This window comes from Lysinibacillus sp. F12 (assembly GCF_057773605.1).
Genome location: NZ_JBYMLP010000002.1, coordinates 221,232 through 243,851, shown reverse-complemented (window position 1 = coordinate 243,851; position 22,620 = coordinate 221,232). Strand labels below are relative to the sequence as shown.

20 protein-coding genes and 1 riboswitch are annotated in these 22,620 nt (G+C 38.1%); of the genes, 16 read left to right on the top strand and 4 right to left on the bottom strand.

Translation table 11 applies throughout. The annotated features are described in order from the left end of the window. The first annotated feature begins 1 nt into the window (after position 1). Genes AC3CH7_RS08210 through AC3CH7_RS08200 form a run of 3 tightly spaced genes read left to right on the top strand, consistent with a single transcriptional unit; the run spans position 2 to position 2,410 of the window. Positions 2-805 carry an ABC transporter permease subunit gene (locus AC3CH7_RS08210; RefSeq protein WP_236249520.1) on the top strand — a complete coding sequence of 268 codons (804 nt, stop codon included), beginning with the start codon at positions 2-4 and terminating at the stop codon, positions 803-805. Between the two features lie 10 nt (positions 806-815). Continuing rightward, entirely contained in the window at positions 816-1,589 is a 774-nt protein-coding gene (locus AC3CH7_RS08205; protein ID WP_012294587.1) for an ABC transporter ATP-binding protein, read from the top strand. A gap of 2 nt (positions 1,590-1,591) precedes the next feature. Continuing rightward, the gene (locus AC3CH7_RS08200; RefSeq protein WP_488381675.1) at positions 1,592-2,410 is read left to right on the top strand and encodes an ABC transporter ATP-binding protein; all 819 of its coding nucleotides are present in this window, start codon (positions 1,592-1,594) and stop codon (positions 2,408-2,410) included. Positions 2,411-2,457: 47 nt separating this feature from the next. Here the strand turns inward: AC3CH7_RS08200 and AC3CH7_RS08195 are convergent, their stop codons facing one another. Further along, positions 2,458-2,943: an NUDIX hydrolase gene (locus tag AC3CH7_RS08195; RefSeq protein ID WP_031416007.1), complete on the bottom strand. Its 486-nt coding sequence runs from the start codon at positions 2,941-2,943 to the stop codon at positions 2,458-2,460. Positions 2,944-3,174: 231 nt separating this feature from the next. Further along, a riboswitch (cobalamin riboswitch) is annotated at positions 3,175-3,369 on the top strand. A 189-nt stretch (positions 3,370-3,558) separates the two neighbouring features. On the opposite strand from AC3CH7_RS08195, the gene mmgD reads away from it, so the two are divergent. From mmgD to AC3CH7_RS08165, 6 genes are all read left to right on the top strand, one after another. Then, a complete protein-coding gene (gene mmgD, locus AC3CH7_RS08190; protein WP_012294584.1) occupies positions 3,559-4,680 on the top strand; it encodes a citrate synthase in 1,122 nt (373 codons plus the stop codon). Between the two features lie 98 nt (positions 4,681-4,778). Further along, positions 4,779-6,212, top strand: a complete 1,434-nt coding sequence (locus AC3CH7_RS08185; RefSeq protein ID WP_036216312.1) for a bifunctional 2-methylcitrate dehydratase/aconitate hydratase — start codon at positions 4,779-4,781, stop codon at positions 6,210-6,212. A gap of 42 nt (positions 6,213-6,254) precedes the next feature. Beyond that, positions 6,255-7,169 (top strand): methylisocitrate lyase, encoded by a 915-nt coding sequence (prpB, locus tag AC3CH7_RS08180; protein ID WP_036163716.1) that lies wholly within the window; start codon positions 6,255-6,257, stop codon positions 7,167-7,169. Between the two features lie 45 nt (positions 7,170-7,214). Then, positions 7,215-8,873, top strand: coding sequence for an acyl-CoA dehydrogenase family protein (locus AC3CH7_RS08175; RefSeq protein WP_031416004.1), 1,659 nt, complete (start codon positions 7,215-7,217; stop codon positions 8,871-8,873). A gap of 10 nt (positions 8,874-8,883) precedes the next feature. Beyond that, positions 8,884-9,669 (top strand): enoyl-CoA hydratase-related protein, encoded by a 786-nt coding sequence (locus AC3CH7_RS08170; protein WP_031416003.1) that lies wholly within the window; start codon positions 8,884-8,886, stop codon positions 9,667-9,669. Between the two features lie 14 nt (positions 9,670-9,683). After that, entirely contained in the window at positions 9,684-10,739 is a 1,056-nt protein-coding gene (locus AC3CH7_RS08165; protein WP_012294579.1) for an enoyl-CoA hydratase/isomerase family protein, read from the top strand. 109 nt (positions 10,740-10,848) lie between these two features. Here AC3CH7_RS08165 and AC3CH7_RS08160 read toward each other — a convergent pair whose 3' ends face one another. After that, positions 10,849-11,490, bottom strand: coding sequence for a YczE/YyaS/YitT family protein (locus AC3CH7_RS08160; RefSeq protein ID WP_488381674.1), 642 nt, complete (start codon positions 11,488-11,490; stop codon positions 10,849-10,851). Between the two features lie 121 nt (positions 11,491-11,611). Between AC3CH7_RS08160 and paiA the strand changes: the two genes are divergently transcribed. The 7 genes from paiA (at position 11,612) to AC3CH7_RS08125 (ending at position 19,442) form a co-directional block, all read left to right on the top strand. Continuing rightward, the gene (paiA, locus tag AC3CH7_RS08155) at positions 11,612-12,130 is read left to right on the top strand and encodes a spermidine/spermine N(1)-acetyltransferase (protein ID WP_416277656.1); all 519 of its coding nucleotides are present in this window, start codon (positions 11,612-11,614) and stop codon (positions 12,128-12,130) included. 473 nt (positions 12,131-12,603) lie between these two features. Beyond that, on the top strand, positions 12,604-14,424 hold the full coding sequence (locus AC3CH7_RS08150; RefSeq protein ID WP_012294576.1) for an IucA/IucC family protein: 1,821 nt from the start codon (positions 12,604-12,606) through the stop codon (positions 14,422-14,424). Then, a complete protein-coding gene (locus AC3CH7_RS08145) occupies positions 14,399-16,144 on the top strand; it encodes an IucA/IucC family protein (protein WP_488381673.1) in 1,746 nt (581 codons plus the stop codon). Before AC3CH7_RS08150 ends, AC3CH7_RS08145 begins: the two co-directional genes overlap by 26 nt. Positions 16,145-16,146: 2 nt before the next feature. Continuing rightward, positions 16,147-17,379 carry an AMP-binding protein gene (locus AC3CH7_RS08140; protein ID WP_488381672.1) on the top strand — a complete coding sequence of 411 codons (1,233 nt, stop codon included), beginning with the start codon at positions 16,147-16,149 and terminating at the stop codon, positions 17,377-17,379. Continuing rightward, complete coding sequence (gene asbD / locus AC3CH7_RS08135; protein ID WP_031415996.1) at positions 17,376-17,633, top strand: petrobactin biosynthesis protein AsbD; 258 nt, start codon at positions 17,376-17,378, stop codon at positions 17,631-17,633. Before AC3CH7_RS08140 ends, asbD begins: the two co-directional genes overlap by 4 nt. Positions 17,634-17,646: 13 nt before the next feature. Beyond that, positions 17,647-18,621: a DUF6005 family protein gene (locus tag AC3CH7_RS08130; protein ID WP_488381671.1), complete on the top strand. Its 975-nt coding sequence runs from the start codon at positions 17,647-17,649 to the stop codon at positions 18,619-18,621. Next, positions 18,618-19,442, top strand: a complete 825-nt coding sequence (locus AC3CH7_RS08125; RefSeq protein ID WP_031415994.1) for a sugar phosphate isomerase/epimerase family protein — start codon at positions 18,618-18,620, stop codon at positions 19,440-19,442. Before AC3CH7_RS08130 ends, AC3CH7_RS08125 begins: the two co-directional genes overlap by 4 nt. A 135-nt stretch (positions 19,443-19,577) precedes the next feature. On the opposite strand, the gene AC3CH7_RS08120 is transcribed toward AC3CH7_RS08125, so the two are convergent. Both AC3CH7_RS08120 and AC3CH7_RS08115 read right to left on the bottom strand, forming a co-directional pair. Beyond that, the gene (locus AC3CH7_RS08120; protein ID WP_488381670.1) at positions 19,578-21,056 is read right to left on the bottom strand and encodes an Lsa family ABC-F type ribosomal protection protein; all 1,479 of its coding nucleotides are present in this window, start codon (positions 21,054-21,056) and stop codon (positions 19,578-19,580) included. A gap of 447 nt (positions 21,057-21,503) precedes the next feature. Beyond that, complete coding sequence (locus tag AC3CH7_RS08115; protein WP_488381788.1) at positions 21,504-22,469, bottom strand: arsenic resistance protein; 966 nt, start codon at positions 22,467-22,469, stop codon at positions 21,504-21,506. Positions 22,470-22,620 lie beyond the last annotated feature (151 nt).

The window sequence follows — 22,620 nt, the reverse complement described above, 5'->3', positions numbered from 1 at the left end:
AGTGAACTTAGAACGTATACATATGAGAAGATTTATGAGTCTCACTATACTAATCATCATTGGTTTACTAGGACTGTTTGCCCCACTCATGATGCCTCATGACCCTTTAGCAGTTGATATTTCTAAGAATTTTCTAGCACCTTCATGGGACTATCCATTAGGAACAGACCATTTAGGAAGATGTGTCTTCTCACGATTGCTTTTAGGGATTCGGTATTCTTTAGGTGCGGCGCTCGTCATACAAATAGTTGCTATTGTAGTAGCGATCCTGTTGGGCGCATGGGTCTCTTTAAAAAGAGGTATAATAGATGCGCTATTTATTCGGATATGCGATATTTTATTAGCTTTTCCAACACTTGTACTAGCATTTGGGCTTTTAGGTGTATTAGGGCCAAGCTTAAAAAATGTGTTAATCGCACTTATTTTGACACAGCTTATTTATTATTCAAGACTAATTCGAAGTTTATTTATCGGCATGAATGAAAAGGATTTTATTCTAGCGGCAAGAATAAGCGGTACTACAGGTGTGAAATTAATTATTCGTCACTATCTCCCTCATGTTTGGCCTCCTATTGTAACGATTGTTGCATTAGATATGGGAAAGGTTATTTTAGAGATTGCAGGCTTTTCCTTTATAGGGCTTGGCGTGCAGGCTCCCACTCCTGAGTGGGGAATGATGGTAAATGAAGGGAAGCAATATATCCGCCAACATCCCGAATTAATGCTATATCCTGGGCTTACTATCGTTCTAGTTGTCCTAGTATGTAATGTTTTGGCAAGTAGTTTAAAGACGCCTGACCAGTAAAGGGGAAGTTATGAAGAAAGTTTTAGAAGTGAAAGACTTATCGGTCAAAATTGGAGAACAAAATATTTTAAACGCCATTCATCTGACAGCCTATCAAGGCCGCGTTTTGGGGATTATTGGCGAAAGCGGTAGTGGGAAAACCATGCTTTGCCAAGCTATCATGCAAGCCTTACCGTCTAGAGCGCAGATTATCAAAGGGCACATATTCTACCATCAACAAGATTTATTGAAGATAAATGCTGCTCAAATGAGAGCTTATCGTGGAAGACATCTATCTATTATTATGCAAAATCCTTCGACTGCCTTTGACCGTGTGCAAACCATTGAAAGTCATTTTCGTGAATCATTAAAGGCTCATTTTGTTATAACTAAAAATGAAATTAGACAAATTGCTATGGAAAGCATGTCAAAAGTTAATTTACCTAATCCCGAGAAACTTTTACACTATTATCCATTCCAATTAAGTGGGGGAATGCTACAGCGTGTAATGATTGCTTTGTCACTCGCAATTCAAGCCTCGGTATACATAGCTGATGAGCCAACGACAGCTCTTGATACAGTCAACCAAAAACAGGTATTGACATTATTTGATCGGATTCGCCTGGAAACACAGGCAGCCATACTTCTTGTGACGCATGATTTAGGCGTTATTGCTGAACTAGCTGATGATGTAGCCGTGATGTATAAGGGGGAACTAATTGAACAAGCGAATGTCTATGATTTTTTTGATGCACCACAGCATCCTTATACAAAGAAACTATTACAATCCCGAATGATGTTTTAGAGGTGAAAAAATTGAAGCTACTAGAAGTGAGAAATATTGAGAAGAACTATGCACATAGACCGTTCATATTCAAGCGAAGACAGGATGCTCCTGTATTACAGAAAGTATCATTTTCACTTCAGGAGGGGGAATGCTTAGGCATTGTTGGACAAAGTGGCTCAGGAAAAAGCACATTGGGCCGAATTATATTAGGAATGGAAAGGCCAACAGCCGGTGAGGTTCTATTTCAAGGGGTTAATCTTTATGATGCCACTAGCCAACAGAAAAAAATGATACGGAGAGATTTACAAGCAGTCTTCCAAAATAGCTATCATTCATTAAATCCAAAGCACACTATTTTTCAAATTTTAGAGGAACCGTACCTAAATTTCGAGCATTATAGCTCAGCTGAGAGACACTATAAGGTAAAGGAATTACTTAATCATGTAGAGTTAGAAAAATCTATTGCCGAAAAGTATCCTTCCCAGCTTAGTGGGGGACAACAACAGCGTGTGAACATTGCAAGAGCGCTTGCCTTACATCCAAAATTAATTGTTTTAGATGAACCCATTAGTAGTTTAGATATGATTTTGCGAAAACAAATCATTCAATTACTGCAGACACTACAAAAGGATTTGCAACTTGCATACATTTTCATTTCTCATGACTTACAGGCTACACGCTTTATTTCAGATCGCATCCTCGTCATGCAAAATGGTCAGCTAGTAGAGGAAATCATGAAAGGTGAACCATTTAAGCATTCCGCATCACTTGAGCTATACAACGCGATTTTGCCCAGTCACCCTCGCGAAAGAATTCACAAGAATACTAGTTTGGAATGATCTGAAATGTCTTTGCGAAGAAAGTCCTTATTAAAATTCTTACATTGTTATTTGGAAAGCTTCGTAAAGGAGCTTTCGAACCCCCATATTTTGCCCTCTAGGTTGTTTAAGAGAGCGACCGTCCTCTGTTCCATATTATTCGGAAGTTCTTCCTTACTGAAATAAGTGAGGCTTAAGCTCTCACCATCCTTCATTTCCAATACACCCCTTACATGTTTAGCTCTATAAAGGTGAATGACTGTATAGATTTCATCGCCATTCGGATAACAGTAGTAATAATCAGGTCCTGAAAAAACACCGATAAACTCAAACTCTTTAGCCACGAGACCAGTTTCCTCATAAAGTTCACGAGCAGCAACCTGCTCTAATGTTTCGTTTATTTCCATTGAACCGCCAGGTAATCCCCAATCCAACGTATCTGAACGATGTTGAAAGAGTATTTTCTTATCATCATTAACAACAAGAACTGTCGAACCAACGCTTATAATTGGTCTATTACCGATAAGCTTTCTTAATTCAGTTATATAGCCCATCCCGTCACTCCTCGTTTCATCGTAATGCAAAACAAATCGCTTTTTTAAAGCAGGCTTCATAAATATAGCTCCATTGGGATTGATTAACAATCTTTTTTTGAGCGAAATAATGCTTAAATATGCAGAATAGTTCGTCAAAAATGAAAAATAGCTTTTTATAATCAGTCTTTTCTGAATTTTACCTATATTGATTGTTTGGAAACCTCTATGTTAAGGTAAAAAGACAAATTGAATATGCTAAATTTTGGTGGTTCAAATGGGTTTGATTCCATTTGATTAAAAGGGAAGTTGGTGTGAGTCCAACACTGTCCCGCAACTGTATGTAGGAGTTCCATAACGAGACCACTGTTTTGTTCTTCAAAACGGGAAGGTGTTATAGGAACGTTGATGATAAGTCAGGAGACCTGCCACTAAATAAGCATCAATTGACCTACGAGGATAGGGAGGTGTTAGCTACTGTATGATGATTGTGAATGGATGTAAGTTCACTGTTTTTTGTTCTGTCATACTTTTGTAGATTAACAACTTCTAAAGGATAGAAGTTGTTTTTTTGTTGTTCTTTCGAGTTTGAATGGTAACGCTTACAAGAATGATTAAACAAAGGGGTTGTAATCTATGGAGTTAACGTATTCACCAGGTCTTGATGGAGTTATTGCTGCGGAAACAAAACTGTCTTTCTTAGACGTAGTAGGCAGTCAAATTGTTATACGTGGCTATGATTTGATTGAACTATCTCAGCGATACGCCTATTTAGATATTGTCCATTTATTATTGCACGGAAACCTACCAACTACTGAGCAACAAGCTGACGTACAGGATAAATTGAAAGAAAACTATCACGTTCCACAAGAGCTTTTTCAAATTTTCAACTTATTACCAAATGGGACACATGCGATGGACGGCCTTCGAACTGGAATTTCAGCGTTAGCAGGGTATGATCAGCACATCCATGATCGTTCGACTGAAATGAATGTAACACGAGCATATCGACTTTTAGGTGGAATGCCCAACATCGTTGCGAATAGCTACCGTGTATTAAATGGTCAAGATGTTGTAGAACCGGATAGTCAGCTTTCTTATAGTGCTAATTTTTATTACATGATTACTGGAAGAAAACCAACACCATTAGAAGAGGGAATTTTTGACCAATCACTTGTTTTATATAGTGAACATGAAATGCCGAATTCGACCTTTGCTGCTCGTGTTATTGCCTCCACACAATCCGATCTGTATGGTGCTCTAACTGGTGCTGTCGCATCATTGAAAGGAAATTTGCATGGTGGGGCGAACGAGGCAGTCATGTATATGCTGCTTGAAGCTAAGACTGTGGAGGGCTTTGAAGCGATGCTGAAAAACAAGCTCAAAAATAAAGATAAAATAATGGGCTTTGGCCATCGTGTCTATATGAAAAAAATGGACCCAAGAGCGCAGATCATGAAAGAAGCTTTGTATAAACTATGCTTGGAGCAAGGGGATGACTGCTTATATCACATGTGCGAAGCCGGTGAAAAAGTGATGGTGGAGGAAAAAGGCTTGTATCCAAATTTAGATTATTATGCTGCGCCCGTGTACTACATGCTGGGCTTACCAATTGAATTATATACGCCTATTTTCTTTGGCTCTCGAACGATCGGTTTATGTGCACATGTGATCGAACAACATGACAATAATCGATTATTTAGACCTCGTGTTCATTATATAGGCGAGCGTCATAACCTTGAAGAATTGTCGGTATAATCAAGTTTTAACAACTCGCCATAGAGCTGATGGACATTCTGACCAATGCCCATCAGCATACTAGTATATCAAATTCATACCTTGAAAGGAAGATATAGATGATTAAAACGAATGAAAAAACGATGACAGACCAGCTTCTTATTGATATTGCGGATTACGTATTAAACACAAAGATTACGAGCGAAGAAGCTTACGAAACGGCTCGATATGTTTTATTGGATACGTTAGGTTGTGGCATTTTAGCTTTACAATATCCTGAATGTACAAAACTTCTAGGTCCTGTAGTACCAGGTACAGTCGTTCCAAATGGTACTCGTATTCCAGGAACATCCTATGTCCTTGATCCAGTTAAAGGTGCCTTTAATATCGGTTGTATGATCCGTTGGTTGGATTATAACGATACATGGTTGGCGGCAGAATGGGGGCATCCTTCTGATAATCTTGGTGGTATTTTAGCTGTAGCTGATTATTTGAGTCGTGTACGTGTTGCAGAAGGGCAAGAGCCTCTCCAAATGAAAGATGTTTTAGAAATGATGATTCAAGCCCATGAAATACAAGGAATACTTGCACTCGAAAATAGCTTAAATCGTGTTGGCTTAGATCACGTTTTATTTGTCAAAATAGCGACAACAGCTGTTGTTACAAAGGCTTTAGGGGGCACTCATCAAGAGATTGTCAATGCTCTATCAAATGCTTGGATTGATAATTCAAGTTTAAGAACCTATCGACATGCTCCTAATACGGGATCAAGAAAATCATGGGCTGCTGGCGATGCTACAAGCAGGGCCGTACAACTAGCAATGATGGCTGTGAAAGGGGAAATGGGCTATGCAACTGCATTATCTGCACCAGGCTGGGGATTCCAAGATGTGCTCTTTCATAAGCAAGAATTAAAGCTTGCGAGACCACTTGCATCTTATGTTATGGAAAATGTCCTCTTTAAAGTTTCATATCCTGCAGAGTTTCATGCTCAAACGGCTGCAGAATGTGCCGTTCATTTGCATGCTGAAGTAAAAAATCGCCTAGCTGATATTGACCGCATAGAAATTACAACACATGAATCAGCCATGCGAATTATCGATAAAGAAGGGCCTCTTCACAATCCTGCAGATCGAGATCACTGCCTTCAATATATTACAGCGATTGGTCTTATTTATGGTGACATTACCGCAAATCACTATGAAGATGAGGTGGCGGCAGATCCACGAATCGATGACTTGCGTAATAAAATGGTTGTTGTGGAAAAAGGCCAATATACAATCGACTATTTAGACCCTGATAAACGATCCATTGCGAACGCTGTTCAAGTTTATTACAAAGATGGTACATCAACTGAGCTAATTGAGTGTGAATATCCTTTAGGACATCGTTTCCGCCGTGAGGAAGCATTCCCTCAGATTATTGATAAATTCCAGCAAAACCTTCGTACGCATTATGCTCAAAAACAACTCAATAAAATAAACGATGTTTGTGTAAATAAAGAGCTGCTTGAACAAATTGCTGTTCATGAATTTGTTAATCTATTTATTTAATTTAGATGGATTCCGAACGCAATAAAGAGGAGGTATTTAAAAATGACATGGATTGTCCAAGAAGCAAAGACACAAAAACAATTAGCTGAACAATTTAAAGCTCATATCGCTCGTTCAGCTATTTTGCAAATACCAGGGGTACATGATGCAATGGCTGGTTTGATGGCTAAAAAAGTTGGCTTTGAGGCATTATATCTTTCTGGTGCCGCTTATACAGCGAGTAGAGGTTTACCAGACTTAGGGATGATTTATTCAAATGAGATAGCCCAGCGTGCTAGTGATATTATTCGGGCTACAAATTTACCGATGCTAGTGGACATTGATACGGGCTTTGGTGGCGTATTAAATGTTGCCCGTACTGCTCGTGAAATGCTAGAGGCAGGGGTTGCTGCCGTACAGCTAGAGGACCAAAATCTTCCTAAAAAGTGTGGACATTTAAATGGCAAAACTCTTGTTCCAAAGGAGGAAATGATTCAAAAAATAAAAATGATTAAACAAATAGCCCCTACATTAATGATTGTTGCTCGCACGGATGCAAGGTCTGTTGAAGGCTTAGAGCAGGCTATACTAAGAGCCAAAGCATATGTTACTGCTGGTGCAGATGTTATTTTTCCAGAGGCATTACAAACTGAAAAAGAGTTTAAACAATTTGCCAATGAGTTAGATGCCCCCTTATTAGCCAATATGACTGAATTCGGTCAAACTCCTTATTATACCGCTAAGGAATTTGAAAAAATGGGTTACTCGATGGTCATTTATCCCGTTACATCTATGAGAGTTGCAGCAAAAGCATACGAGCGCGTATTTGAATTAATAAAAAATACTGGAACACAACAAGAAGCAATTGAGGATATGCAAACAAGAAGCGAATTGTATGAAACGATTTCCTATTATAAATTCGAGGATTTAGATAGTGAATTAGCAAAAACCATCTTACCGAAGGAGGAAATAAAGTAGGAGAGGTAAATGGCTTTTCTCCACTTTCTTTCAAGGAGGGCTTATATGGATCGACTAAAAAACAACATGACGATCTTTACACCTGAGGATTTCCACGATGAAGAAGAGCTCATTGCAAAAACTGCTGAGCTCTTCATTAAACAGGATGTCTCACCGAATATCTCATCCATTGAACAGCAACAATATGAGATCACCCGACAATTGTTCCAAAAAGCAGGTGATCTTGGATTACTGGCCATTGAAATACCCGAAGCTTATGGAGGACTTGAGCTTAATAAAAAAATTTCTGGTCTGGTAGCAGAAAAAATGGGTTTTGGGGGTTCTTTTAGTGTCTCCTACAATATTCATGCAGGGGTGGGCACATTACCCTATATCTATTTTGGAAATGAGGAGCAAAAGCTGAAATACTTACCAAAGTTGGCTTCTGGAGAATGGATTGGAGCTTACGCCCTTACAGAGTCCGAAGCGGGTTCTGATGCACTGCGCCCCAAAACGAATGCTAGATTAACGGAAGACGGGAAAGCATGGCTAGTAAATGGAGAAAAGCAATGGATTACCAATGCACAGCTAGCAGACGTCTTCGTTGTATTTGCCCAGACGAATAGGGGGATGACTGCGTTGATTGTCGAACGTTCCATTAAAGGGGTATCCGTGGGTCAGGAAGAAGAGAAGATGGGCATTAAAGGCTCTTCAACGGCCACGCTCATTTTAGAGGATGTTATTGTGCCAATCAATTGTGTTCTTGGAGAGGTTGGCAAAGGACATATAGTCGCTATGAACATTTTGAATATGGCACGTCTAAAGCTTGCCTTTTCTAATATAGGAACGGCCAAACAAGCATTTCAAATAGCCGTGAATTATGGGAAGGGACGGAAACAATTTGAACGACCTATCGTTGACTTTACATTGATACAGGAAAAGCTTGCTGACATGGCCGTTCTGATTTATGGAGCAGAAAGCGGTGCATACCGAACGGCTGGGAAAGTTGATGAGGCTATTGCATCAGCAAGCAATGAAACGATAGTTCAGAAAATATCTGAATTTGCTCTGGAATGCGCACTTCATAAAGTACATTGTTCCGAAGCACTTGGAAGAATAGCTGATGAAGCTGTTCAAATACATGGTGGATATGGCTATATGCAAGATTATGAAGTGGAACGTTTGTATCGAGACGCAAGAATTAACCGTATTTTCGAGGGTACAAATGAAATCAATCGCCTTACAATGGCTAAAATGCTGTGGAAAAAATATGTACAAACAACTGCAATAGAGGGTGATTTTATTCACGCTCAACCATTAGAAAAAAATCACCATTACATCCTTCTCTCCAAGCATTTAATGCAACTAGCTATTCATGTCATTGCAAATGCACAAATTCAACTCGAACAGGAGCAAGAATTTATGCGTTTGTTGGCGGATATGGCCATGGAAACGTATGTCATGGAATCAGCCTGGCTCAGGTCGAAAAAAACTGCACATGTCCAAACAAAACAATTAATGACTGACATATTATGCCAGGAGGGTTACCGCAAAATAGAAGAAAGTGCGATTACTATCATTACGGCCGCTGAAAGCAATGAACAAAAACGAGTAAGCTTGCTAAATAACATTCGACAATTAAATATTCCGCTACAGCAAAATCTCTTTATGAAAAAACGGGCACTTGCGAGAACATTCATTGACAACCCAAAAATGATTAGTTAGGAGGAGCAGCATGATCGATACATTTGTCAACGTTAGTAAAGAGGATTCTATTTCAATTATTCATTTAAATCATCCACCTGCAAACACTTTGTCATCAGCCACTATTGAAAACCTACGTCTCATTTTCCAAGAGCTAGCAGAGGATGAAGACACAAGTGCCATTATTATTACAGGCACTGGCCGATTTTTTGTCGCTGGGGCTGATATAAAGGAGTTTGTTTCAGCCTTTGGCCAACAGGAAAAAGCATTGCAAATGGCTCAAGCAGGGCAAGCGCTATGCGATGAAGTAGAAGCCATGAAAAAACCAGTTATTGCTGCCATTAATGGACCGGCTCTTGGAGGAGGGCTTGAACTAGCGTTAGGATGTCATTTCCGAATTGCTTCGAATCAAGCCATTCTCGGCTTACCAGAATTAAAGCTTGGGCTACTCCCAACATTCGGGGGGACTCAACGACTTAGCAGAATGACGAATCAAGCAACAGCGCTCCAATTAATTTTAACAAGTAAACAACTGAGTGCAGACGAGGCATTACAGCTAGGTATTATTCAACTCGTAACAGAACCTGAGGAACTTTTGACGACGGCTAAAGCTGTTGCACAGTCCTTTGTTGCGGGTAAAAGTATGACATGTGTCTCTCGTACAATTGAATGTGTGATTCAAAGCACGAAGGATAACTTACAAAAAGGACTTGAACTTGAACGAACGCGTTTTGCTGAGTTATTTTTAACAAATGATGCCAAAGAAGGTGTGCAGGCATTTATTGAAAAAAGACAGCCACACTTTAAACACTGTTAAAGGAGGGGGCCAACATGGCAAACGAAGTTTTATTTTCGGTGGAAGATGGAGGATCAGCCTTCATTACGTTGAATCGTCCTAAAGCTTTAAATTCTCTTTCCACTAACATGCTTAACCTCATTAGAGAAAAATTAAAAGAATGGGAAGCGAATGATCAAATCTGTCTTATTGTACTACAAGGGGCAGGGGAGAAGGGGTTTTGCGCTGGAGGTGACATTAAAACACTTTATCAAGCACAATCCAGTCAAGAAGCATTTAAAGTAGCTGAAAACTTTTTTGAAGTAGAGTATGAAGTGGATTTGGAAATCTATCATTATTCTAAACCAATTATTGCTTGCCTTGATGGCATAGTCATGGGTGGTGGAGTCGGATTAACCTATGGAGCAAGCCACCGAATCGTTACAGAGCGTACAAAATGGGCGATGCCGGAAATGGATATTGGCTTTTTTCCAGACGTTGGCGCGGGCTATTTCTTAAACAAAGCGCCAGGATTTATTGGTTACTATTTGGCATTAACTGCGTCCATTATTAAAGCAGCAGATGTCCTTTTTGCGAACGGAGCAGATCATTATATGACGAGCGATAAGCTATTTGATTTCCTTCAAAGCGTTATACAGACAGATTGGCATTCTAACAATATAAACGCAACCTTACACCAACTAATTAAGAAATATTCTAGTAATCCATCCACGAACAGTGAACTTGAGAAGCTTCAAACAGTAATAAACCATCATTTTTCAAGAAATTCAGTCGAGGAAATCATACAATCCTTAAACCATGACCCAAGCGAATTTGCCCGTGACACGAAGAACTTGCTTTTGTCGAAATCACCTTCCTCTTTAAAAATTACGTTACAGCAGCTTATTGACGCTCGTGAAAAAACAGTAGAGGAATGTTTGAATACAGATTTCATGTTGGCAAGAAACTTTTTAAGACATAAGGATTTCTATGAAGGTGTACGATCTGTTGTGATTGATAAGGATCGTAATCCACGCTATACCTATCAAAACCTAGAAGAATTTACAGAAGAGGAGAAGAAAAAGTTTTTTCAAGAAAATAATGTTACATGATAGACTTCATTTAAAAATCCTGTTCGTAGCAGGATTTTTATCTTTATAGAAGAAAGGGGGAAATGACATCACCCCATTCTAAGCAAGAAACAGAATATTTGGGTTTATACTAGTTTTCAATCTCTTCATTTTGATCATTTAGAGTGGTATTAGAGTGCTGTAGGAGGTTATCTAGTATTCTGCCAGTAATAGGCATAAAGAAATGGAGGATGAGCCCTCCCAAACAAACCGTTATGATTGTTCCAAAGCCAATTGGGCCTTTCCATAGTAACGCCAGCGCTAAAAACAGGAGATAAATAGTGGTTCTTGCAAAAAAGATGCTCCTTTTCGTGAGCTCTTTAATTATTAAGGTTAATCGATCAACAGGTATCGGTGCAAAATTCGTATGTAAATAGGTGGCAGTCCCTAACCCAATCACCATTAAACCTACACCAAAACTAACAACTTGACTATACCAAGCTACAGGCGTTATCCAATTGTGTAACACAAATAACCACATATCAATTCCAATTCCCGTAATAAAGGCTGTCATCAAGCCCAAGAATTCGGGCCTTTGCTTGGTTAACATAGAATTACCAACTATTAAAATAATAGCTATAATAATTTCCCAGCTACCTACAGTCAGCCCTATATTTTTAGATAAACCCACTAAAAGGGCATCGAAGGGGGAAGTGCCTAGATTAGATTGAATAGTTAAAGAAATGCCCAGTGTTAAAATGAAAATGCCTAAGACATAAAAAACATATTTCACTTTTATTACCTCCCTCCACTTTTTATTGCATATACAACAAAAATAAGTTACATTCAATATATATTCTTTTTATTGCATTTGCAATATAAAATACATAAAGAGTTCTGAAGGAGTGTAATCAATGTCAATCAAATTATCAAAATGTAGCATAGGTGATTTAAAAAAACTCCAAGAGGTGAGTATCGAAACATTCAATGATACCTTTAAAGATCATAATTCACCTGAAAATATGACCGCTTACTTGGAGAAAGCATTTACAGAGTATCAGCTGGAAAAAGAATTATCTAATAAAGCTTCAGAATTTTATTTTATCTATAACAATGATGTCATTGCTGGTTACTTAAAGGTGAATGTCAATGATGCTCAGTCTGAACCAATGGGGGATGAGACACTTGAAATTGAACGTATTTATATTCGACAGCCATTTCAAGGAAGAGGTCTTGGCAAATTTCTCATCAACAAGGCAGTCGAATTAGCTGAAGCTCAAAACAAAAGCAGCATCTGGTTAGGAGTTTGGGATAAAAATGACAATGCCATAGGCTTTTATAAGAATATAGGCTTTGTGCAGACCGGGGCACACAGCTTTTATATGGATGAGGAAGAACAAATAGATGTAATTATGACAAAAATATTAATATAAAATTTTTAAATAGCAGAAATGTTGCGGTATCAACGTTTTTGCTATTTTTCTATACTTATTTTTCTACAGGTACATCGTTTGTGAAATGGCACGTCTTTCAAACCATAAGAACCTTTGTTTCATTAAACAACTATTCTTGTTTTCTTGTAATATTTAAGCTTTTTAATCCATTAAATATTAAAAATCTCTAATATGTGATGCGGAAAACGCCAACTTTTTCTATACTTTTACCTATTTCAATGGTTTGTATTGTCATATAGGTCTTTAGACAGTTGAGTCATTTCCATATTACCTATAAAATGTAATTATTAATGAAAACGATAATCATTATCAATTGTTAACAACACCTCATTTGTTTCGATTTACTTTTACTTCTCAGTCTTTCTAATAAGGGAGACTTATTTTTTCAACAGTGAGTGATAATCATTATCAATTAATAGTAAAAAGGTTCTGTGAAAGGATTGGTTTATTTCATGCAGCAGATTGCTAAACAGATTGCAAAGAATGCAACGTTTCAGGCGTTTATGAATTGTTATATACGAGAGGTGAGAAGCGGGCATTGGGTCAAAAAGGAGGAATGGATTAAGGAACAACGACTATCAGCCCTGATTACCGAGGCATATATATTAGAGCTTGAGTTACCAAGACAAAACATACGTTTTGCATTTGGCGTGGAATATAAATCTCTTGTTGGAAGACAGGTATTTGGTGCATCGTTGAAATATTGTACAAAACAAAAACAATGGCTTGTTGAGGATAAATTAACGATTCTCATCACGCTTATTCAGGAACTACATTGTACGACTAAAATGGATGGCTGTCTGAAGCTTTCTTCCCATTTTGACGAACTCATTCTTCGCATAATTGAGAGCTATCAAACAATGGCCCATTATATTGAAAAGAGTTTTGAAGGTGACAAGCAACACCGAGCTAGCGATACGTTTATTGAAGCAGAGCAGTCTCTCCTACTTGGTCATTGGCTCCATCCAACACCTAAAAGTAGACAAGGGATGGCAGATTGGCAACAAACCAGTTTTGCTCCAGAGTTACAAGGTTCTTTCCAACTTCACTACTTTCGAGTCGACCGTAAAATGGTGAACGAGGCCTCCGTATTAGAAATAAGTGCTAGTGAACACATTGCTCGATCTTTAATCAAATCACAGCCTGAATTTGTTAAGTCAGAGAATGTCTGTTACATTCCTGTACACCCCTTACAAGCACAATGGCTTCTACAGCAACAGTATGTCAAAAAGGCGATTGCTGAAGATTTAATAAAATACGAAGGAGCACTAGGGGCATATTATACAGCAACCTCTTCAATCAGAACGGTTTACAACGCCCAGGAAGAAATGATGTATAAGTTTTCAATTCCCGTAAAAATAACAAATTCATTGAGGGTCAATAGAACTCATGAACTCAAAGCGGGGATTGCTATGGCTCGATTAATGAAGAAGATAGATTTCTTACAAAAGCATTCATCCTTTCAAATGATGAATGACCCTGCGTATATGACTATAAAGTTTCCAAATCAGACGGAATCAGGATTTGAGGTTATTTTTCGTTCAAACATATTTCCTAAGGGGCATGATGAAGGAATCTGCATGATCGCTACGCTTGTGCAAGAGCCCCTGCTAGAAGAAAAATCAAAGCTATGTCAGCTCATCATGAAAATCGCTCAATCTGAATTCCGGTCATTAGAGAGCGTCAGTTTAGATTGGTTTAAAGTCTATTGGACAAATGCTATTGAACCATTATTAAGATTATACGATGAGCATGGGATCGCTCTTGAAGCCCATCAACAAAATAGTCTGTTAAACATCTCTTCAGGTTATCCAACTAAATATTATTACCGCGATAACCAAGGTTATTACTTATCAAAAGCATATAAAGATGTACTTCTTTCAATAGAACCATCTTTACATGAAACGGAGGAGCTATTTTACGAAGATGCCCTTATCCATGATAGATTTACCTATTATTTATTTATGAATCAATTGTTCCCTGTTATTGCTCGATTTGGAGCAGATCAGTTAATTAATGAAAATGAACTTTTGAAGTGGTCTATGGATCAACTGCACTTATTAGAAAAAGAATTTACAGGTTTTGGAAAAATATTCGTTCGTAACATTCTAAAACAAGAGGAGCTTGCCTTCAAAGCAAACCTATTAACAAGGTTTCATGATGTAGATGAACTGGAGGCCGAACTGGAACAAGCCGTATATACTAAAATTCCTAATCCATTTGTTATTCAGTTTGAGGAGGCAGAGTATGCAGCAGCTACAGCCTTTAGCTAAACAAGGAGAACTCCGTGTAAGGCGGCAGCTTGTAGAAGCAATGATCTTTGAAGGACTAATCAAATATGAAGAAACACGTCTAGATCAAAGGACTATAATTTTTACACTTATTGGACAGAAATACACCTATCGTTGTGAAGGTAGAAGGATGGCATTTGATCGCATTCGAATAAAGGAAGATCATATTTTTTTAGTAAGCGAAGATGAAACGGTACATGAGGCAACGCTTGAGGAGCTAGTCGATGAGTTACTGACGAGTCGTCAAGACAAAATTCGATTACTGAAAGAACTTCATGGAACGAATAAGCTTTGTGAATGGAATGAACGACATCTCCAAATGCCCATGTCGAGAAGAAAATCAATCTATGAAGAATTAGAATCGGAAATTATGGAAGGACATCCCTATCATCCTTGTTTCAAATCCAGAACCGGCTTTACAATTGACGACCATGCAGCCTATGGCCCTGAGGGAAAGCAAGCATTTACTCTTCAATGGGTTGCAGTGAGAAGAAGCTATGTACGAATCGCTGTACTTGAGGATGAAGCGAATTTTTGGAAAAGAGAGCTAGGGCATTTACTGTGGGAAACCATTCTTGACAAGCTTGCAGTATTCAAAGGAACATTTGAGGACTATACGTTCTTACCTGTTCACCCATGGCAATGGCGTACCATGAAACAGGAACTTGCTGAATTAATAGAACAAAAAGATTTCATACCTCTTGATGTGAAAGGAGATTACTATAGGGCAACTCAATCAGTGCGAACATTATGGAATTCTTCAGATCCAAAAAAGGCACAATTAAAATGCTCCATGAATATGGTGAATACCTCTTCATTACGAAGGTTACATTCTCATGCTGTTTGTGCTGCTCCTCATATTTCTGCATGGCTTAAACAGGTCATTGAATCCGATGCCTACTTACAAAAGAGCGTTATTGTACTGGAAGAATATGCAGGCATTATTTTTGAACCGGATGCCACAATGCATAGTAGAAAATTAGAAGGTCAGTTTGGCACCATATGGCGAGAAAGTGTGCGCTTGTACATGAAGGAAGAAGAGAAAGCAGTACCGTTTACGGTACTCATGATGACGGAGTTAGATGGGCGTCCTTTTATTGATGACTGGCTATGCCGATATGGAACCGAGGCGTGGATAAAACGATTGATTGAAGTGAGTGTTATTCCTGTTTGGCACTTACTTGTTGCTCAAGGAATTGCTGTAGAGGCCCATGCGCAAAATATGATTTTATTGCATCAAAATGGGTGGCCGACACGAATTGTATGGCGGGATTTTCATGACAGTATCGAATATACGGAAGAATTCATTGCCGATAGAAAACTCGTTCCAGATTTTGAAATGATACATGAACGCTTTAAAGATGCACCTGCCGATCAATATTATTGGATGTCTTCTGTAGAGGGTTTACGAGAGTTAGCTATGGATACACTCTTCGTGTTTCATTTAAGTGAGCTATCTTATTTGCTAGAAGAGCATTATGGATACGAAGAAACACGCTTTTGGAGTCAAGTTAACAACGGAATACAGAAGCACTTTGACCGCTTTCCATCTTTATGCCCAAGAAATGAACAGCTTCAGTTTACTAGCACACATATTTTTGTTGAATCTTTACTAAAAAAGAAACTGCAAAATCAAGAAGAAGGAAATTTTCGACATATCGTCAACAATACGTTGGCACAAGCAGATGAAAAGGGGAAATAATGATGTTTTATGTTAACGATCAATTTTATACAGTAGAAAATATTGAAAAACAATTTGATATATATGAAGGCTTATCTCATCTAAAGGAGTGTAGCAATCGCAGGATAGCGATTTGTACGGATGATGTTTTTCAATATATGACTCTTTGTTTATACATTCGTGAAAATGGAGGATCAGTTGTCCCAATCCATCAGGCTACGCCCAAAGAGGGGGCCATAAGGATTGCTTCTACTGCGGGTAGTCATCTGTTGTTGTTCCAATCGATTGATACGTTTATTGAACTATCCAATCATTCCAATAACCAAGAAGGGGTATTGGTTCAAATGAGCTCAGGTACAACAGGAGCTCCGAAGTGCATTGAACGAACGTGGAGCTCAGTGGAGGAGGAGATTGAAAGTTATGTAAAAGCGTTACCTGTTGATGCCATGACAAATTCTGTTGTTGCTTGTCCAGTTACTCATTCTTATGGATTTATTTGTGGGGTTCTAGCCTGCATAAGAAGAGGAGCAAAGCCGGTTATTATTACGAATAGTAATCCTAAATATATATTGAAAAAGCTAAAAGAACATCCTCAGCACATACTCTATGGAGCTCCAGCGTTACTGTATACATTAAGCCGATTATTACCAATTGATCAACAATTTGATCGTGTGATGACGTCAGGAACTGTGATGCCACATAGCTGGTTAACATCATTAAGAGAAAAATCTAACCAAGTACTACAGCAGTATGGATGCTCCGAATCTGGCTGTGTTGCGATTCACCCTCATGTGGAAGATCCAAAAGAGATGGGATATCCTCTACCTCATGTAAAGGTGACAGCTGGTGACAAACAAAGACCTAGCGAGATTATCATTGAAACGTCTACACAAACGATTTATACGAAAGACCTTGGCTATATAGAACATAATATTCTTTCTTTTCTTGCAAGAATCGATGACACAATTAATGTAGCAGGCTTGAATGTGTATCCGCAAGAAGTAGAAAGCGTGTTAATGGATGAGCCAAGAATAACAGAAGCCGTCGTATATAAGAAACAGGATAGTTTATCAGGAGAGCGAGTTTGCGCACTCTATGTGTCTTCTGAACCAATCGATACTATAGAACTTAGAGAATGGTGCCGGAAATTTCTTGCCCCCCATCAAATTCCGATTGAGTTCATATTTGTTCATGAAATCGAAAAGCTACCTAATGGAAAAGTAAGTAGAAAAAAACTTGGAGGCATCCCTGTATGAGTCGGCAACAATTGATTAAGAGCATCTATGATATTATGGAAAATTCATTAGAGTTGCAGACACTGTCTTCTTTTAATGAAGATGCCCGATTAAATGAGGATTTATATATGGATTCAATTATGGTTCTTCAACTCATCCTTCATATAGAATTGGATCTTGGCATTTCCATTCCCGATGAGGGGCTCGTTCCGAAAGATTTCAAAACAGTAGGGACTCTAGCAAGCTTCTTAGAAGAACAGCAAAAGATAGATTAATCGGAGGCTAAAAATGATAAAAGTTCATTGTTTTGTAAGCTGTGTTTGTGAGGTTATTAAGAAGACAAAGGGTGTCGATCATAGGCCTTACTATTTTGGGGTATGGGATGCAGATTTCGATGTACTTGATAATGGTGTGCTCACATACCATTCTGAACAAATAGATCATTATTTCTTTCAAACATGGTATGAAATGCTCTATGGCATCAAGCTTTACAAATGGTATGACGAAAAACAAACCAAACAAGAAAATATCAACAAGCTACTAGGGTTATTAGCGCATAAATCTCCCCAGCAACATGTAATGGTAATGTTAGATTTATCGAAGCTTCCAGAACGAGAGAATAAATTTCATCAAAGTCCATTCCCTCATTATGTGATGCTAGAATCGACAGAAAATGAAGAAGAGTGGTTCATGTATGATCCTGATTTTCGCTGGGAAGGGTTATTACCGAAGGAAAGAATTTTAGCTGCTATCCAAGAGCCATCTGTAGGAGGAGGCTATTACTTTGATTCGGAGACAATCATTGCTCCAACTACCGAGACGGTGGAAGCCTATTTTAATACATGTATTAAGCTTCATTGTAATCCATTGACAGATACCATTGCTGAAATTATTAAAGAGCATACTGCTGGGAATGACAAAGAAAGTATATCAAAACTTCCAGCTGCAATAAAACAATTGCCAGTTATAGCGATTAGAAAGTATGCATATGAGCATGCGTTTGCATTTTTTTGGGAAGCACTTGGCCGCGCTGAAGAAGGCTTTGATAAATGGTGTGATGATATTGAGCGTTTAGTGAATGGCTATACTACGATTCAGTATCGGGTGATGAAACTTGCGATGACGCAAGACCCGCTAGTAACAGAAGATATTTTTGCGAAGTTAGCAAAACAAAATATCCTTGAGTTCAACATAAAGCAAGGATTACATGAATGTTTTCAAGCATGGTTAACACTACAGCATAAGAAAGAGGTCCAGTTATGAAACTATCTATTTGTACAATTTCGTTTCGCCACTATCTTCACTCAATAGATCAATTGGCTGACTTTGCCAAAGCTCAAGGCTTTCAGGGGATCGAGCTCTGGGGTGTTCATGCAAAGAACTTGGCTGATGACCTTCATTATGGAGCGGATTGGTTAAGATCCTTCGGTTTGGAAACGAGCATGCTTAGTGATTATTTACCATTAGATGCTCCTATTTCTGAGATGATGGCTGAAACGGAGAGGTTATCTGCACTTGCGGAACGCTGGGGAACCAATAAGATTCGTACATTTGTCGGAAAGAAGGGCAGCTCAGACACAAGTAAGAAAGAAAGAGAGGAACTTACTTTCAGACTAGAATTGCTCTGTGATTATCTTGAGTCAAAGGGACAATATTTACTTGTTGAAACTCATCCGAACACTTTGACAGATAATTTACCATCAACCATGCAGCTACTCGAAGAAACGAATCACCCAAGGCTACGAGTAAATTTTGACGTATTACATGTATGGGAATCAGGGATAAACCCTATTATCGCTATGGAGCAACTTCGTCCTTATATTTTACATTTCCACTTTAAAAATATTGCCTCCCGTACACAACTTGATGTTTTTGCACCACATAATGTGTATGCTGCATCAGGGTCTAGAGAAGGGATGGTTCCATTATTTGAAGGAGTCATTGATTATGGAGAATTCCTAGCGGAAGTAGATTCAACCATGGAGATAAATGCCTCACTGGAATGGTTTGGATCGAATGTGAAGAGTGTTTTAACAAAAGATATTCACGATGTTAAGAAGGCTTTGCAGCTGGTGCAAATATAATAAGTATAAGGCTATAGAGAATCCCAAGGAAAAATATGTATCATCTTTTCCTTGGGATTTTGTCTTTTTATTAGGGAGATACGCTTAGAGAGCTATTGATTTACAAACGTTCAGTTTTTATAGTTTCCTACTTAGCTACATAGAAATAATTTTGGTTGCCACGGTTTGCTGAAATGCCTGGTCATGCTCTACAAACACCATTGTAGGATTAAAGCTTTGGATGAGCTCTTCAATTTGCAGACGGGAATAGATATCTATAAAATTAAGTGGTTCATCCCAAATATATAAATGTGCTTTCTCACATAAACTTTTGGCAATAAGTAGTTTTTTCTTTTGTCCACCTGAATAATGAGCAATATCCTTCTCAAATTGGATTCGATCAAAATCCATTTTACGAAGGATGGATTTAAACAATGTTTCATCAATGCCGTTATCTTCAATAAAATCCGATAACGATCCCTTCAAATGGGAAGTATCCTGTTGAACATAGGATATTATGAGACCCGAGCCTACATGAATGTTGCCCGTATGCTGTATGTCGTTTCCAAGAATGAGTTTTAAAATACTACTTTTTCCGCTTCCATTTTTTCCATCAAGGACAATACGATCACCTTGCTCAACTTTAAAGCTTAATGGCTGATTAATCATTTGGTCATCATATCGAACAGATACATCGGTCAACGTCATTAGTTGCTTTGACTGAAACGTCAATGGCTCTAATTTTAATGACTCCGTCTTTTCTACATTTTTTAGCAATTTTGATTTTTCATCAATCGCTTTTTGTTGTCTTGATTCAATGTGCTTCGCTCTCTTCATCATCTTAGCCGCCTTATGTCCGACAAAGCCTTTATCTAGCTTAGAACCTGAATTCGTCGTCCCATTTTTGGAAGCCTCGACTTGGTTGGACCAGCCTGCTGAACGCTTCGAGGAATGTTTTAATCTTTCTATATCCTTTTGTAGACGATGGTTTGTTGCTTCCTCGTGCTCCTGCTGTCTATCAAAATTTAACTTCCATGAAGAATAGTTACCACTTTGAACGTCAATATTTGCTCGATTAATGGATAGGATATGGTCCACACAGCCATCTAAAAACGTTCTATCATGCGAAATCAAAATAAATCCTTTTTTCTTCTTCAAATAGTTAGCAACCATTTTTCGCGCATCTGTATCTAGATGGTTAGTCGGCTCATCAATTAATAGAAATTGGCCCTCCGTCAAGAAAAGGGCAGCAAGCAATACCTTCGTTTGTTCTCCGTTCGATAATGTATTAAAGGGTCGGTACATGACCTCCGCATCTACATGTAGATACGATATTTCGCGAAGATACTCCCAATCCTCTGCATGCGGGCAAATCTCCTCAAATATTTCATACGTAAATTTGTTTCGATCAGCAACAGGGTAGGGGAAATAAGTAAAGTCTACCGAAGCATTAATTTTCCCACTATACTCATAATGCCCTAATAATAAATGAAAGAATGTTGTCTTCCCTCGACCATTTCTACCGATAAATCCTAGTTTCCAATCCGTATCTAATTGAAAGTTAACACCTTCAAAAATAGGATCAAAGCTACCTGGATAGGAAAATGTTAAATTTTGAACTTGTATCATTGACATGATAATTCCTCCTTTGTATAGCAACACGTTTTTCTTTCTTATATACAAAGTCGGCATATCCATCTGGTGTTCATGTCTCCGCATAAGTAGGATGGATATTAACGACTTATACGGAGATTTACATGTGTAACAATTGTGTCTAAATCGCTCATTTTCCACACTCCTTTTTTGAATTTTGATGTAACTATGAGAGAATAAAAAAATCCCCCCAATTTCATTGGAAGGATTAGTCGGTTACAGGTAATAATAAAGGACCTTTTTGCCATAGGAAAATGACAAATAAAGTATAAACTGATGAATAAAAATGGACAGACTAATCCTATATTTTGTAGTTTGAAGTAATTGATTTCAACTTAAAATATAGATTAGTTCATCATTGTTCATCCATCAGTCCTCTCATAATTGTATATTCATTGTACCAAATTTTTTCATGAATGACAAATCAGCCTATTGTTTGCGTAACAGTAAATGAGGCACAATACGAATGTACATGATTTCTCCTATAATTTCGACAATCGTTTGTGTAACGATAATAGCAACCACAACTGTATGAATTGAATCCGGTAAAGATAAGGCCAAGGGCAGAACGACAAGTGAATTGCGTGTTGAACCACTAAAAATTAAAGCTCGACCAGATGCAAGATCAAGTTTGAATCGTTTGCCGATGTGTTTTGAAATAAATGGCATGATAAGCATAAAGGCAATATAAATTGGAATGACCTTTACAATCAAATCAATGGACGACGATAGTTTTCCAATTTGTGAAGCTACAACAACAAACAATGTTAACGCCATAAACGGAACAGGTAGCCATGCAGAAAAATGAATAATTTTTTGACCAATTATTGATTTTTTAGCTAGTAGTTGAAAAATAATAGCAATGACTAATGGGATGACGATCAGCTCTAAAAATGCCTCTAGGAAAGGACCTTTTTCAACTATTTCCGATGCTTCATGACCAATGAATAACCACAAATAGAAGGGGAGTAATAGCATTTGGGTAATGAAAAGAATAGGTGTGGAAATCAGCATAGCTTTTTCATTACCACCACCAAGTGCTGTAAAAACAATGACATAATCAATGCAAGGTGTCAGTAATACTAAATAGACACCGAGTAATAAAGGCGGGTGGTTTGGTAAAAACAAAGTTAGTAGCCAAACAACAATGGGTACCGCTATATAGTTGACCGTTAGCAGAGCTCCCAAAAAACGACGGTTAGAAAAGGATTCTTTTAATGTAGTAAAAGGAATTTGTGAAAACATGCTATACATTAAAATAGCTATGACAAATGAAATGGTAATGTCTAAATGGATGCCCATCTCAGGGGCGAATAACCCTATACCTCCTGCCAACAATAAAACGAATACATACAGGGAAATCTGATTTCTTTCTAATGTTTCTCTTGCAATCATCATCATTGAACTCCTATTTTTTTAACCCCGTATATTTACTAGGGGAATTCCTCTATAAAAGTATCATATAAAAGGACCTTATTGGATGATATAAGCAAATTCCTTCATAAAAACAGATTTTTAATCGCAAGAAAATACCTATCCCTATTCG

Bases quoted from the DNA above. Each gene is read 5' to 3' on its own strand.
- AC3CH7_RS08115 (WP_488381788.1), bottom strand. From the start codon at position 22,469: ATGATTGCAAGAGAAACATTAGAAAGAAATCAGATTTCCCTGTATGTA.
- AC3CH7_RS08125 (WP_031415994.1), top strand. From the start codon at position 18,618: ATGAAACTATCTATTTGTACAATTTCGTTTCGCCACTATCTTCACTCA.
- paiA (WP_416277656.1), top strand. From the start codon at position 11,612: ATGTCAATCAAATTATCAAAATGTAGCATAGGTGATTTAAAAAAACTC.
- AC3CH7_RS08130 (WP_488381671.1), top strand. From the start codon at position 17,647: ATGATAAAAGTTCATTGTTTTGTAAGCTGTGTTTGTGAGGTTATTAAG.
- AC3CH7_RS08165 (WP_012294579.1), top strand. From the start codon at position 9,684: ATGGCAAACGAAGTTTTATTTTCGGTGGAAGATGGAGGATCAGCCTTC.
- AC3CH7_RS08120 (WP_488381670.1), bottom strand. From the start codon at position 21,056: ATGTCAATGATACAAGTTCAAAATTTAACATTTTCCTATCCAGGTAGC.
- AC3CH7_RS08145 (WP_488381673.1), top strand. From the start codon at position 14,399: ATGCAGCAGCTACAGCCTTTAGCTAAACAAGGAGAACTCCGTGTAAGG.
- AC3CH7_RS08170 (WP_031416003.1), top strand. From the start codon at position 8,884: ATGATCGATACATTTGTCAACGTTAGTAAAGAGGATTCTATTTCAATT.
- AC3CH7_RS08205 (WP_012294587.1), top strand. From the start codon at position 816: ATGAAGAAAGTTTTAGAAGTGAAAGACTTATCGGTCAAAATTGGAGAA.
- asbD (WP_031415996.1), top strand. From the start codon at position 17,376: ATGAGTCGGCAACAATTGATTAAGAGCATCTATGATATTATGGAAAAT.
- mmgD (WP_012294584.1), top strand. From the start codon at position 3,559: ATGGAGTTAACGTATTCACCAGGTCTTGATGGAGTTATTGCTGCGGAA.
- AC3CH7_RS08195 (WP_031416007.1), bottom strand. From the start codon at position 2,943: ATGGGCTATATAACTGAATTAAGAAAGCTTATCGGTAATAGACCAATT.
- AC3CH7_RS08175 (WP_031416004.1), top strand. From the start codon at position 7,215: ATGGATCGACTAAAAAACAACATGACGATCTTTACACCTGAGGATTTC.
- AC3CH7_RS08185 (WP_036216312.1), top strand. From the start codon at position 4,779: ATGATTAAAACGAATGAAAAAACGATGACAGACCAGCTTCTTATTGAT.
- prpB (WP_036163716.1), top strand. From the start codon at position 6,255: ATGACATGGATTGTCCAAGAAGCAAAGACACAAAAACAATTAGCTGAA.
- AC3CH7_RS08140 (WP_488381672.1), top strand. From the start codon at position 16,147: ATGTTTTATGTTAACGATCAATTTTATACAGTAGAAAATATTGAAAAA.
- AC3CH7_RS08150 (WP_012294576.1), top strand. From the start codon at position 12,604: ATGCAGCAGATTGCTAAACAGATTGCAAAGAATGCAACGTTTCAGGCG.